Origin of the sequence: Mesorhizobium sp. CA15 (assembly GCF_020165215.1) — a bacterium.
GTDB lineage: Bacteria > Pseudomonadota > Alphaproteobacteria > Rhizobiales > Rhizobiaceae > Mesorhizobium.
Map to the genome: position 1 here is coordinate 170579 of NZ_JAIUHQ010000002.1, position 13205 is coordinate 183783.

Annotated in this window: 13 protein-coding genes and 2 pseudogenes; 2 read left to right on the forward strand and 13 right to left on the reverse strand. The window is 61.2% G+C overall.

Annotation, left to right across the window (positions count from 1 at the left end; all coding sequences use genetic code 11):
- Positions 1-293 precede the first annotated feature (293 nt).
- A complete protein-coding gene (locus tag LB515_RS04260; RefSeq protein ID WP_224706851.1) occupies positions 294-2594 on the forward strand; it encodes an FdhF/YdeP family oxidoreductase in 2301 nt (766 codons plus the stop codon).
- 2 nt (positions 2595-2596) lie between these two features.
- On the opposite strand, the pseudogene LB515_RS04265 reads toward LB515_RS04260, so the two are convergent.
- Positions 2597-2703: pseudogene (locus LB515_RS04265) on the reverse strand (cysteine hydrolase); the annotation flags it as partial.
- Between the two features lie 5 nt (positions 2704-2708).
- Between LB515_RS04265 and LB515_RS04270 the strand changes: the two are divergent.
- Positions 2709-2813: a DUF3309 family protein gene (locus LB515_RS04270; protein WP_141245394.1), complete on the forward strand. Its 105-nt coding sequence runs from the start codon at positions 2709-2711 to the stop codon at positions 2811-2813.
- Positions 2814-2905: 92 nt separating this feature from the next.
- Here the strand turns inward: LB515_RS04270 and LB515_RS04275 are convergent, their stop codons facing one another.
- The 12 genes and pseudogenes from LB515_RS04275 to LB515_RS04330 all read right to left on the reverse strand — a co-directional run.
- Entirely contained in the window at positions 2906-3850 is a 945-nt protein-coding gene (locus LB515_RS04275; protein WP_224706852.1) for a cytochrome c oxidase assembly protein, read from the reverse strand.
- Positions 3850-4446, reverse strand: coding sequence for a heme-copper oxidase subunit III (locus LB515_RS04280; protein WP_095768617.1), 597 nt, complete (start codon positions 4444-4446; stop codon positions 3850-3852). The genes LB515_RS04275 and LB515_RS04280 overlap by 1 nt, the downstream gene beginning before the upstream one ends.
- Positions 4447-6360: a cytochrome c oxidase subunit I gene (ctaD, locus tag LB515_RS04285; protein WP_224706853.1), complete on the reverse strand. Its 1914-nt coding sequence runs from the start codon at positions 6358-6360 to the stop codon at positions 4447-4449. It lies immediately after the preceding gene.
- Positions 6357-7142 (reverse strand): cytochrome c oxidase subunit II, encoded by a 786-nt coding sequence (gene coxB / locus LB515_RS04290; RefSeq protein WP_224706854.1) that lies wholly within the window; start codon positions 7140-7142, stop codon positions 6357-6359. The genes ctaD and coxB overlap by 4 nt, the downstream gene beginning before the upstream one ends.
- Positions 7143-7568: 426 nt before the next feature.
- Positions 7569-8660 (reverse strand): c-type cytochrome, encoded by a 1092-nt coding sequence (locus LB515_RS04295; protein ID WP_224706855.1) that lies wholly within the window; start codon positions 8658-8660, stop codon positions 7569-7571.
- Between the two features lie 68 nt (positions 8661-8728).
- Positions 8729-9181 (reverse strand): c-type cytochrome, encoded by a 453-nt coding sequence (locus LB515_RS04300; protein WP_224706856.1) that lies wholly within the window; start codon positions 9179-9181, stop codon positions 8729-8731.
- Positions 9182-9440: 259 nt separating this feature from the next.
- Positions 9441-9686, reverse strand: a complete 246-nt coding sequence (locus tag LB515_RS04305; RefSeq protein ID WP_224523015.1) for a hypothetical protein — start codon at positions 9684-9686, stop codon at positions 9441-9443.
- 192 nt (positions 9687-9878) lie between these two features.
- On the reverse strand, positions 9879-10241 hold the full coding sequence (locus tag LB515_RS04310) for a hypothetical protein (RefSeq protein WP_224706857.1): 363 nt from the start codon (positions 10239-10241) through the stop codon (positions 9879-9881).
- 2 nt (positions 10242-10243) lie between these two features.
- Complete coding sequence (locus LB515_RS04315; RefSeq protein ID WP_224706858.1) at positions 10244-10603, reverse strand: hypothetical protein; 360 nt, start codon at positions 10601-10603, stop codon at positions 10244-10246.
- Positions 10603-11823 (reverse strand): NRAMP family divalent metal transporter, encoded by a 1221-nt coding sequence (locus tag LB515_RS04320; protein ID WP_224625690.1) that lies wholly within the window; start codon positions 11821-11823, stop codon positions 10603-10605. Before LB515_RS04320 ends, LB515_RS04315 begins: the two co-directional genes overlap by 1 nt.
- Positions 11820-12251 carry a hypothetical protein gene (locus tag LB515_RS04325; RefSeq protein WP_141245390.1) on the reverse strand — a complete coding sequence of 144 codons (432 nt, stop codon included), beginning with the start codon at positions 12249-12251 and terminating at the stop codon, positions 11820-11822. Before LB515_RS04325 ends, LB515_RS04320 begins: the two co-directional genes overlap by 4 nt.
- Positions 12252-12881: 630 nt before the next feature.
- A pseudogene (locus LB515_RS04330) lies at positions 12882-13183 on the reverse strand (electron transfer flavoprotein subunit beta/FixA family protein); the annotation flags it as partial.
- Between the last annotated feature and the right edge of the window lie 22 nt (positions 13184-13205).

The window sequence follows — 13205 nt, forward strand, 5'->3', positions numbered from 1 at the left end:
GCGCAGCGGCGGCCGGACGTCCACGGTTGCCCTGGGCAGCGCGAAGCTGATGATAGACGGGCACCACCTCAATCGTCCGCTCGGTTCAAGGCTGTCCGGCATCGCCCTTCGGCCCTCTTGGTGGAGATCGGCAGCGCCTCCTTGGACACAATTGAGCCATCCGACACGACCGTGCGCTACCGTTAGCGAGCCTGAGCACTGGCGGCCTACGATGAGTCACTGACGAGGCAAGCTGGAACAACTGAGGCCCGCTTTGGTTTTCTCTTTGCTTTCCTCTTTTTTGGACGACTCACATGGAACCTGCTGTCACCGATCGCGTCGAGATCAAGAAATACAATCATCCGACCGGCGGATGGGGCTCGCTCAAGTCTCTGATCCGCAACGCGCGGGACCAGGGGCTGCTGCTGTCCGACATATGGAGCACGTTGCTGAAGCAGAACAAGGCGGACGGCTACATGTGCGTCTCCTGCTCATGGGCGAAGCCGGCCGAGCCGCGGCCTTTCGAGTTCTGCGAGAACGGCGCCAAGGCAACGATGTGGGAGCAGACCAGCAGGCGCTGCGAGCCGTCCTTCTTTGCCACCCATAGAGTGACCGAACTCCTGGATTGGCCGGATCACGATCTTGAGAAACAGGGACGCCTGACGGAGCCGATGCGCTATAATCGCGCCACCGACAGATACGAGCCTGTGGCGTGGCCGGACGCGTTCGGCGATATGGGCGCTCAGCTCAGGCGCCTCGACCCGAAGTCCGTGGTCTTCTACACGTCCGGACGCGCCTCGCTCGAGGCCTCGTTCATGTATCAGCTCTTCGCCCGCATCTACGGCTCTTCGAACCTGCCCGATTCCTCGAACATGTGTCACGAGTCGACGTCGGTCGGCCTACCGGAATCGATCGGCTCTCCTGTCGGCACGGTGCAATTGGAGGACTTCGCCAAATCCGACATGATGTTCTTCTTCGGCCACAATACCGGTGTCACCGCGCCGCGCCTGTTACACCCCATCGAGGACGCTCGCCAGCGCGGTGTCCCGGTGATCACCTTCAACCCTCTGCGGGAGCGGGGCTTGGTGAGATTCAAGAACCCGCAGAACCCGGTCGAGATGCTGTCGCCAGGGCCAGGAACGAAAATGTCGAGCGATTTCTTCCAGATCCGGGCGGGCGGGGATATTGCGGCCATGACTGGTATCGCCAAGGCTGTGCTGGAGCTCGATGACGCAGCCCGAGAGCGAGGCGGAAAACGCGTCCTCGATACCGCTTTCATCGAGGAGCATACATACGGCTTTGCCGACTTCGAAGCCTATCTGCGCGCGACCGGTTGGGAAGACATCGTTCGACGTTCCGGCATCTCGCGGGCGGATCTCGAACATGTCGCTGAAATATACAGTTCGGCCAATGCGGTCATCGGCAATTACGGCATGGGGCTCACTCAGCATCGCCACGGCACCGAGAATGTGCAGATGCTGTGCAACCTGCTGCTCATGCGCGGCAATATCGGCAAGCCCGGAGCCGGCATATCGCCGTTGCGCGGACACTCCAACGTGCAGGGACAGCGAACGGTCGGCATTTCCGAAAAGCCGGAGCTTGTTCCGCTCGACAAATTTCGCGACTTCTACGGCTTCGAGCCGCCGCGGGATAAGGGGCTCGATACCGTCGAGACGTGCGAGGGCGTGATCGACGGGCGGGTTCGCGGTTTTGTCGGACTCGGCGGTAATTTCGTGCGGGCCGTTCCGGAAACCGGACTGGTCGAGAAGGCCTGGCGGAACCTCGACCTGCACGTCGAGATCGCGACCAAGCTCAACCGCAGCCATTTGATCGCCGGGAAAGTCACGTATCTGCTGCCATGCCTGTCTCGGCTGGAGAAGGACATTCAGGCCAGCGGGCCGCAATGGGTCTCGATGGAGGATTCGACCGCCTGCATTCACGGCTCCTTCGGGTCGCGGCCAAAACCGAGCGAGCATCTCATGTCCGAGCCGAGCATTGTCGCGGAACTCGCCAAGGCGACCGTCGCCGGCATGAGTTCGGTTCCCTGGGACGACTGGGTCGCTGACTATTCCCGCATCCGCGACGAGATCGAGCGCTGCTTCCCGGCACATTTCAAGGATTTCAACAAACGCTTCCTCACGCCAGGTGGATTCCATCGCGACATCAAGGCGTCGAAGCGCGTCTGGGAAACGCCGAACAAAAAGGCGAATTTCAAGCTGCCCACCACGCTGGAAACCGACCCCGACATCGATGTGTCGGGCGAGGACGTACTGACGCTGATCACAGTACGGTCGAACGACCAGTTCAACACGACCGTGTATGGTTATCGCGATCGGTTGCGCGGCATCATCGGAACGCGAATGGTCCTGCTGATGAACGAGGAAGACATCCGACGGATGGGGCTCAGCGCCGGGCAGGAAGTCGCTCTCGAGGCGCATGCCGATGATGGCGTCGAGCGGCGGGTGGGAGGCCTGCGGGTCACGCCTTACTCCATACCAAGCGGCAACTGCGCTGGCTATTATCCCGAACTCAATCCTTTGATTCCGCTGTGGCACAGGGCTCATAAAGCGCACGTCCCGGCGGCGAAGTCGGTGCCGGTGAGGATCGTCGCATAGCTTCAGGTCCAGGCCGAGAGAAACGTCTCCATGTCGACGGTCTCGACTTGTTGCGCGAAGCGCTGGAGGTAGACGGTCATCAGGCGTCGTGCGTGGCGTCGGAAGAACTGCGCGATCCCGGCTTGGCCGTATTCCTCAGGTTGGAGCTACGGGCCTTCAAGCCTCGTCGGCGTCATACTTATCATCTTGATAGTCCTGGCTCTCATGGGCAGGATTTGAGGACCGGATAATCCAGTCGCACCGATCGGCATCTCTACCGGAGACGAGACCGAGGACGAGGCCCTGCTGCCTTCAACGCTTCTGGATGACAATTAATTTCGCATGGAACTCGCAGTGCCGGCGACCTTCTTCGTGGCGGACGATCCGCTTCCGATCCAAAAAGCTGCCAGGATCAATGCGGCCGCCAAGTAGAAGGCGGAGGCCCCCACCCACATGATCAAGCCACCAAGTTGCTGGTCTTCGAGAACGGTCAGATCCCATTGTGACGCCACTGAGTTCCTCGGAACGAACAGCTCATTTTTTGACAGGGCCAGAATCGCGCCGAGCAGCCCGCAATGCATCGAGGTGAAGAACAGATAGAACACCGACGCGCCGTAGCCTCTCCGGCGCGCCCGGCCATTGAGTAAGGCCCACCAGAAGAGCAGCGCGCTTGCCAGAAAGCTGAAATGCTGCAGCCAGTGCACCGGCTCGCTTGCGAGTGCAGCATCGAAGAGAACCGGCATGTGCCATGACCAGATGGCAAGGCCGTGCAGGATCGTTGCGGAGGCCGGCTCAATCAGGCCTCGCCATGTTATTCGCAAGACCGGCCATCGCGCCGCGCGCGCCAGGCGGCGTCGTATGACGGGCGGGAGCGCCCACAACATGGCGCCGAGCGGTCGCGACAGGGCAAGCGCAGGAGCAGCGACCACCATCAGGACCTCATGTTCGAGCATATGCGCCGTAAAGAGCCGCTCGCCCAATTCATGCAGCGGCGACATCAGGGCCGCCGCAAGCGCTGACCACCCTATCGCGAAGCAGCCCAGTTGCCACCACGCGACGCCGTGCCCCGCTCCCGCCCGCCGCCACAGCCGCGCAATGCCACCGCTGTAGATAAGCAGCGCGACGCCAAGCGGAACAACGGTCAAGCCGGTGATGGACCAGCCGCCGGTTCCTTGGCCTGCACCATGTGCGAATGCGGCGGGCGCCGGCATGGTGCACAGCGCCGAAACACATGCTGCGAGCAAAGATGCCTCGCCGACGGAGCGGGCGATCCGCATCACAATCTCGGCAGCCAATAGAGCACGGCATAGAGGGGCAGCCATGAGAGCACGACGAAATACCAGTAGAAAGCATTGTCTTCGGCATCGCTGAAGCGTTTGCCCGTTCCGTGCCGCGTAAACATCAGCACGGCCAGGACCAACGTGTCGGCGACGTCAGTGAGCACGTGCACGCCATGCAGGCCGAGAAGGAGCCAGACAAAGGAGCCATACGCATTGTCGCTCCAGCGTACCGGCAAGGCCGAGAATTCCATGATGCGCAGCCCGATAAGCACCAGCCCAATCGCGCTCATGATCAGCAGCAGCAGACGGACCGAGCGCAAGCTCTCCCGCATCGCTGCTCGCTTGATCAGGAAATTCGGCAGTGCGCTGACGACAAGGACGAGCGTGAAGAGCGCCGACCAGAGCAGGCTCAAAGGCACCGCGTCCTTCGCCCAGTCCTTGTTGGTAACGGCCAGGTAGAGATAGCCTCCGATGCCGAGGGCGAAGCCAGTTCCCTCCAGCAGGCAGAACGAGAAGGTCCCCCACCAGGGGGTGACACGCGAACCGAAGGCATAGGTCGGCAAACCCGAGACATCGATGACGCTGCGGGCCATCTAGACATTCTCCTCGATGGTTTTCGGCCAGAACCAGGCGACCAGCACGATGGCGACGACGGGCGAACCCCAAGTAACCGCCCAGGGCGTGTAGATCGAGCCGATGAACGCGACGGCTGTGGCAAACGCCGCCAGAAAGGGCCAGATCGAGGGCGCCGGCGATTCCTCGCGAATGTCAGGCCGGGCCTCCGTGACGCTCGTCACGAGCAGTTCGCGCTCATCAACCTTGAGGCCGCCGACCACCGCCTTGTCGTCGCCCTGATCCCATAGCGGCGAGCCGCTTGTGACGCAGGGAATGCGATCGAAGTTCTGCGGCTGGGGCGGCGAGCTGGTCGCCCACTCCAACGTGTCGGCGCCCCAAGGATTGTCGCCGGCAAGGGCGCCCGAGCGGGCGCTGGCAATCATGTTGTAGAGCATGAGTAGAAAGCTTGCGAAGAACAGCAGCGCGCCGGCGCTGGCGAGCAGGTTGAGCCCGCCCCAGCCCATCTCCGCAGGGTAAGTGTAGACCCTGCGCGGCATGCCATGCAGGCCGAGCAGGTGCATCGGAAAAAACGTGACGTTGGAACCAGTGAAGGCGAGGACGAACTGCCATTTGCCAAGCCGCTCATCCATGAGCCGGCCCGTCACTTTCGGGAACCAGTAGTAGACGGCCGCGACAAGCGGAAAGACGGTGCCGCCTATAAGCACGTAATGGAAATGAGCGACGACGAAATAGGTGTCGTGCACCTGCGTATCGATTGGCACCGACGCCAGCATCACGCCGGAGAGCCCGCCGGCGACAAAGATGAAGAAGAAACCGAGCACGAAGATCAACGGCGTCTTGAGCACCGGCTTGCCGTCCCACAGCGTCGCGATCCAGCAGAATATCTGGACCCCGTTTGGAATGGCTATAGCCATGCTGGAGGCGGTGAAGAATGCGGCGCCGACTTCAGGCAGGCCCGTCACGAACATGTGGTGAACCCACAAGCCAAAGGACAAAAAGCCGATCGCGATCAGCGACAGCACCATCGGCAAATAGCCGAAGACCGGCCGCCGGGAGAATGTCGCCACGATCGCCGACACGAAAGCGGTTCCAGGCAGGAAGATGATGTAGACTTCGGGGTGACCAAAGAACCAGAAAAGGTGCTGCCAAAGCAGCGGATCGCCGCCCGCGTCCGGATTGAAAAACTGCGTGCCGACCAGCCGCTCCATGATCAGCATAGACGAGGCGAGCATGATCGCCGGCATGGCGAAGATGATGATGAAGGAATGGACGAGCATCGTCCACACGAAGAGTGGAATGCGGTCGAGCGTCATGCCCGGGGCGCGCTGCTTCAGGACTGTGACGACGATCTCCACCGAGACTGCGAGCGCTGCGACTTCGGTAAAAGTGATCATCTGCGCCCAATAGTCCGGCCCCTTGCCTGGAGTGAAATTCAGATTTGCGAGGGGCACGTAGGAGAACCACCCGACATCAGGGCGGATGCTCAACGCGAAGCCGCCCCACAACATCAGGCCGCCGAACAGATAGACATAGTAGGAGAAGGCATTGAGACGCGGAAAGGCGATGTTGCGGGTGCCGACCATGAGCGGCACCAGATAGACGGCGAACGCCTCGCCGACCGGCACCCCGAACAGGAACATCATCGTTGTGCCATGCATGGTGAAAAGCTGGTTGTAGAGCTCGGCGTCGACGAAGTGGCTGTCCGGCCGTGCGAGCTGCAGCCGCATGATGATCGCCATGATGCCGCCGGCCAACAGGAAGACGAAGGCAGTGACGGCATAGCGGATGCCGATGATCTTGTGATCGACAGTCGAAAGAATGCCTATCAGACCACGCGCCGTGCCCCAGGTCTTGCTCAGTCTTGTGCGCAGCTCCTCGTCACCCAGATCGGTGTCACGGGTTTCGTGACGTTCTTCGACCACCTGGCTCATCGCGAATGCTCCGAAAGGGCGGCGGATGGAGACGATGCAGCGGAAGCAAAGACATTTTGTTGCTTCGTAAGATGAGCCATCGGCCTTGCCGGCGCGGCCTGTTTTGCGCGCCAGCGTTCGAATTCGCTCGGCTCCAGTGCCACCACGAAGATCGCCATATGCGCGTGCTGCTGACCGCAGAATTCGGCACATTGGCCGCGGTACACACCGGGCTTATCCGCTTGGATACGGAGTTCATTGCTTTTGCCTGGAATGAGATCGAGCTTGCCGGCAAGGCTCGGTATCCAGAACGAGTGGATCACGTCACCCGTGGTGAGCTTGATGTCGACCGCGCTGCCTACCGGAATGCGAATCTCGTTTGCTGTCTCGAAACCATTCTTTCCTTCGTAGCGGACCTGCCACCACCATTGGTGCCCTATGACAGATATTGTTACGGCCGCCCCGGCCCCATCCCTGAAAACCATCCTTTGTCCGTCGAAGCTGAGCACGGCCAGGCCCGAGAGAATGATGACGGTCGATGTCAGCATCGCAGCGAAGGCGATACGCATCGGCCGTTTGACGGCTGGACGCGCTTGCGCCGGTTCGCCGCGACTGTCTCGCCGGCGTGTCAGCGCAAAGAACAACCCGGCCATGGTGACCAGCCAGACCAGTCCGAGCACGGCCGTGAATATCCAGAACAGAACAGCCAGAGCGTCGGCCTGCTCGCCGTGCGGATTGAGGGCCGACTGCACACCGGTGCAGCCAGAGGCGAGAGCGCCGGCTGCAGCCGGAAGGCTGGCCAACGCCCGCCAATTGGGGGCTCTCCGAAACAGACGAAACACAAGATCCGGAACTCGCCGGTCCCGTTCCGTGTTGTGGGCTTCGTAGGGTGTCGAAGAGGCTGAGCCGTGAGTCTGAAACGCGATACCAGGATTTTCCGCGAACACGGGTTCTACGTTGCGACACTCCTGGCGTTCTGCCTGATCGGCGGCGTTCTTCTGTTCTGCGGCATCTACGCGCCATAGCTGCGACAGGGGGCCGGGACAGGCTGCAGTCCCGAAATTCCATGTCTCGTAAGGCCGCCGGAAGTGCATTCAGCCTGGTTCACCCGCAAAGGATGCTTCAGCCGGCTGTCTGCTCAGGCCGTCTGTGCGGAGTTGGAACTGGCAGGATGGGATAAAGTTCCTTGAACCGATTTCGAGGCGCCTTGTACAGCAGGCGCATTGTGCTCACCGAGGACCTTCAGCACTTCTGGAAAAATAGGCCGATACCGCTTGTATATCGTCATCCGTGAGGCGTTGGGCTGCGGTAGCCATGATATGCCAGAACGGCGTGCCGCCTCGGTCCTCGGACCGGAACAGCTTTAGCTGCCGCTCCAGGTAAGCAGCACGCTGACCGTCGAGGCGCGGATAGATCGGATTTTTGTCGGAACCGAGATGGCAGCCGGAACAGGCAGGCACGTTCCGCTCCGGAATTCCGGCCTCAGCGATTTGCTGTCCCTTGTTGATCACCTCCGCCGAAACTTGATCGCGGTCCGCTGATACCGGCGGCTGCGCCGCGAAATACCGGGCAAGCGCAGCCAGATCGGCGAGGTCGACGCCAGTCACCGGCAGAGCCATGAAGCCGCTCGTGCGATCGCCTTTGGCATAGGCCTGAAGGCTGGCGAGCAGGTAAGCTTCTTTCTGCCCGGCCAGCACGGGCACGGCGTCACCCCTGCCCTCGCCGTCGCCTCCGTGGCAGCGCATGCAGTCGGAGAGAACATCCGGGGTGGCGGGTTGCCGATCGCTGCTGGTAGCATCGCTGCCATTGAAGGCAAGCGCTCGAAATTCATTCGGATTGAGCTTTGGAAGTTCCCGCAGGAAAGCAACCATTGCCCAGACCTCGTCATCGCGGTCGCGGGCCGGCCAGGCGGGCATGCCGGTGAACCGTATTCCATGCTTGACGATCCGAAAAAGCTGGGCGTCGGTCCAATCTCCGACCGTGAGCGCAAGATCCGGTGGTTGCGGAAGCATCCGCAGCACTGCCGGCGAGCGGAGCTCGCCAGGTGCGCCGTGGCAGATCGCGCAGCCTCGCGCGAAATGTCCGGCTGCCGCCGGGAGCCCCCGCCGGTCGAGCGTTTTCGGCGCGTCCACGGCCAATGCATAGGTGCGTACGGCCGAGCGCATGGCGAGTTGAAGGAACCAGGCCGTCACCTTCCAATGGCCGCTGCTGGCGCCGACGTTGAAAAAGCCGATCCATGCCCCAAGCAACAGGACGACAGGCAAACCGATGGCGCCGAATACGACATGCTTCACGCGGATCATCATCGGCTGGTTCGCCACGCGAACGGCGTCTTCTTCGGCAGTAGCATTGGACGACGCTGTCCCGAATTCGGTACGAGAACCAGGCGTCATTTCAAGGCTTTCAAATATCGCGCGATCGCCTGGATTTCGGTTTGCGGCAGCATGTCGAACGCCGGCATTTTCACGCCTGGCTTGAACAGATCAGGGCGAGCGACAAAACGTGCAATGGCTTCCTCGGTGTTAGGCAGGACCCCGGCGCCGATCGCTGATCGCGATCCGACATGGGAAAGGTCCGGGCCAATCGACCCGCGGGCCTCGGTGCCTCTTATGGTATGGCATGCACCACAACCGTTGCTCAGGAACAGCGACAGCCCGCTGCCCGGCGGGTCTTGGGACGCGGTTAGGTTCGAGAATTGCGGCGCAGCCGGAATCACGGGCTCGATCGGAGGTTCGACGACCTTCGCTTGTTGATGCCCGAGTTCCTCGGCTGCGACCCAGTTGCTGGCATAGGCAAGGAACCAAAATGCGAAGCCTACCAGAAGGCCGGCGTTTGCTGACATGACAACCGCTCCCGCGCTTTAACTTTGCAGGATGGGCGAGGTTCCATTCCCGCGGGCGCCGGGGCTGCGGTCTTTTGGCGGTCAACCGCTAGCGAAGGCGGTGGTTCAGCCTGGAGACCTTTTCCAGTCGAACACGTCGAAGCCGATCACAGTTATTCGTCGAGAATCCGGGCAAGTTGCGCAAAAGACTGCTGCCACAGATTATCGAGAAGGCACCGATTGCGGCCGGGAGGCCCTGGGGTTGCCGCGGAAGGCGGTCCTACTTGGAATCTCGATTCTTGTTATGGGCACTTTCTTGATTTTTGCCGCGAAGGATATTGCGATCGTCTGGATCGACCAGGTCAGGCGTATCGCCCCTGAGGCTCGACCCCTTCCGCCGTGCCTCGCGCTCCGCCGCCGACCGCTTCAGCTCCGCTTTGGCCTCGAATTCCTTGGGCGCGTTCTTCGTATTCTCACGCTTCTCGATGACACGTATCTGCTGATCGTGGGTGGTGCGTCCAGTCATTGCTCGCTCCTGTCTTTTTGACGGTAACGGCAGTTGGACTCGATCGTTCCGCATACGAGGAGTTTCCTTGGGCATAAATGCAATATGGCAAGAGTAGCGGCCTTGGCGTCGGCAAGTCCGGGCTCATCTGGACAGACGGCGCGCCCGCGGATCGGTGCAAAGCGTCTCGGACGACATCGGGAGACCGCTGCCTCAACTGTCGCGCTGATGGAGGGGAGCGGGACTTGTGCGAGAATTGCCAATATCTTCTAATCCCGAAAGCTCGTTATCCGAGCAGAGCAGCCGCGGGTGCGCCGGATCGGTAATGTCGAGCTTGTCCCAAGGTATGCGATAGAGGCCCGACCTGCGACGCAGCCTGAAGAAGTCCAGCAATGCGGTGCCGATGGTCGACGCGGACAGTCGTTCGAACGCCGCGAAGATGCCGATATGGAATTCGGTGACGACGAGATCGTCACCGTCCTGCTCGGCGATGATCTCCTCGATGTAGCCGATACTCTTGCCGCTTTCTGAGCACACGCGCCGACCGGCCAGATGCTCGAGGTTTACATTCGTCATCGTCAGGCTCCCGGGATCCGGCCGACGACGTGATCGCGCAACCAGTGCTGCCAGGCAAAGATCTTCGTCCTGCGAACGTCGATATCGAATTCGATGTCGACGCCGATGTCGCGCACCTTGTGCCACGCGATCCGGTGCGGCCGTGCCTGGCGCTTGCCGCCAAGCTTTGCCGCGAGCCGCGCGGTCCATCGGCCTGGCTGCGCGCCAAGCCGACGCGCCAGCGCGATCGAGCCAAGCTCGATCGCAATGACCCTGGGCGGCTTGCCTTGCCTCAGCTCGGCGACCACGCCATCAACCTTGCCGATCTTGACCTGCTCGCGGTCGACGACCTGCTTGTCCAATATATCGCGCAGCAGCTGCATCATGTGCCTCCGAATATCTGCAGCGGAATGGTCACCACCGCCAGCACGAAGCCGAGCGCGATGACGAAGATCACGGCCGCGTTCGAAATGACACCGTTGCGATGCTTGCCGACATAGCGGTCGTCGTTCAGCAGGAAAAGGAACGGCACGACCGTCAGCGGCAGGCTGGCCGCGGTCAGCGCCATCGAGAAGATGGTGAGCTTCAACGGGTCCAGACCGAGCGCTATCGGGACGGCGGCGAGGAAGAGCGTCAATGTGTAGACGAGGCTGAATCCGGGATCATCGCGCGGCTTCAGATCCTCACCCCATGTCCAGCCGAATCCCTGCGCGACGAGATAGGCCTGCTGCAGCGCCACTTCGAGAGCGGCTCCGAAACAGGCAATGCCTAGCGAAGCAACGAAAAGGACGAAGCCCCAGAAGCCGAAGATCGGGATCAGCATCAGCGGAAGCTGGTTATAGTCATCCACCTGGTTCACGCCATGAGCGCCCAGCACGAGCGCGGCCACGATGAGCACGCCCACGGAGATCGTGCCACCGAAGCTCATGCCGAGGCCGGCAATCGCTCGATTGGTGCCGAGGTAACTCTTGTCCCATTGGTCCTCGATCGCGCCCGACGAATAGAACATGAAAAGGTAAGGCGAGATCGATGCGCCGAGAATGCTGACGGCCATGAACCAGTAGGTCGCCGTGTCGTGCTGCGGCAGGCTGGGCACGGCCCCGACCGCCACCTCTTTCCATTCAGGGCGCAGCATCAAGGCCGCGACGACGAAACAGAGGGTGACGAGGCCAAGCATCGACACCCCTTTCTCTATGAGGCCGAACGTGCCCTTCCACAGCAGCAGCCACGCCAGGAAAGCGACCGGCAAGGCCCACCACTGGAAGCTGATCCCCGTGGCAAGCTCGGCAGCGACGGCAACACCGCCTATCTCGGCGGAAAGCACCAGGAAGTTGACCAGCAAGACTGCAAGCAGCGGCCAGATGAACGCATTGAAGCCGAACCTCTCGCGGATGCCGTCAGCGATGGTGTGATGGCTGACCGCGGCGAAGCGGCCGGCCATCTCGACCAGGAAGATGATGCAGATGGTACCGAGCACCACCGCCCAGATGAGCTGGTAGCCGAACAATGCACCGGCCTGCGCCGCCGTCGCCATCGAGCCGACCTCCAGGAAGCCGCCGACGCTGGTCACGACACCGAGTGAAATTTCAAGCAGCTTCTTCATTGCTGCTGCGCAAAATACTGGCGATAGGCCGCGGCGAGATCCGCTTGCGCGGCGCGAAGATCCTGCCGCGCCTGTCTGGCCTGGATCTGCTGTTCAGCCTTAACGGCGCGCTCGGCCGCGGCTGCTGCGATCGTCACCCGGCCGACCGCCGACTTCAGCGCGTCCCGCCTTGCGATATCGGATGAGGGGGCCGATTGAACTTGCCGGTCGGCATCACCAAGCGTGCCGGCAAAGGATTGCAGGGCCGCAGATGCATAGTGCGGCGGTGCGGCGCCCGAAAGCCAGGCATCGATCACCAATACCGCCGCCTCCGCCGTCGAGGCGGCAAGCTTCGATTGCTGTTCGACGGTTTCAGATGAGGAGCAGGAGGCCAGCGCCAGTGCAAGCACCGGCAGTAAAAGCAGACTCCGCCAGGCAATGCTGCTCAATTGCTTCCTCTCGCTGCTTCTTCAAACATGAAGATAAGGCAGCATCGATCGGAAGGTTCCACTCACTTGGACGGCAGAGTCCGTTGGCGCAGTTCCGGCAACTTCGTCTACGAATGAGTTGCTCAACTTCGCTTCGAAAAGCTGCAGTCATCGACCTGCCAGCTCGAGCGCTGGCGAAGACCTTTTCTCATGCAGCGAGACGGCTTGAGGACACGATGGGGTGGCTCGACTTTGACAGTGCGACGCAACAGAAGAATGCATGATCGATCGAACGATTTCTAAGCCTGAAGGTCGACCCAGAGTACCCTCTGACCTGACGCGACACACCGATGGAACATCTCGACGCAGATCGGCTCCGCGCTGTCATTGAAGCCATTTTTCGAGCTGTTCGACGCTCTTTGGAGCTAATCGAAGGGAGCTAATCGAAGCCTTCCATTTTCGCCAGAAGAGAATGCAACGTTCAGGCCCGCCATCATGGGGGCCATGGGTCATTCGTCAAAAACCGTGACGGACAACTACGTCCCGAAGCAAACAAGAAGCGGATCGCGGTGGATATCGCTCGCGCCAGAAATGATCGCGAGGCGAAAAGCGATGCAATGAAGCAGCCAGCTGTCCTGCGAGTCATCAAATGATCAAATTGGCGACGCCCAGCGGCTCGGTCTGCTCGTCGGTCTTGACCAGGATGGCGCGGTCGGCGCCCATGGCGAGCGCGGTGCGCAGCGTCTCCTGCGCCTGTTGCGGGCCGATCGAGACGACGATGATCTCTTCAGCCTTGCCGGCTTCCTGATGCGGATGGCTTCCTCGACCGCGATCTCGTCGAACGGGTTCATCGCCATCTTGACGTTGGCAAGCTCGACGCCCAGTCCGTCGGCTTTCACCCGGACCTTGACGTTGGCGTCCACAACCCGCTTCACGGGCACAAGGATCTTCATTTCCGTTTTCTCTAAAATCAAA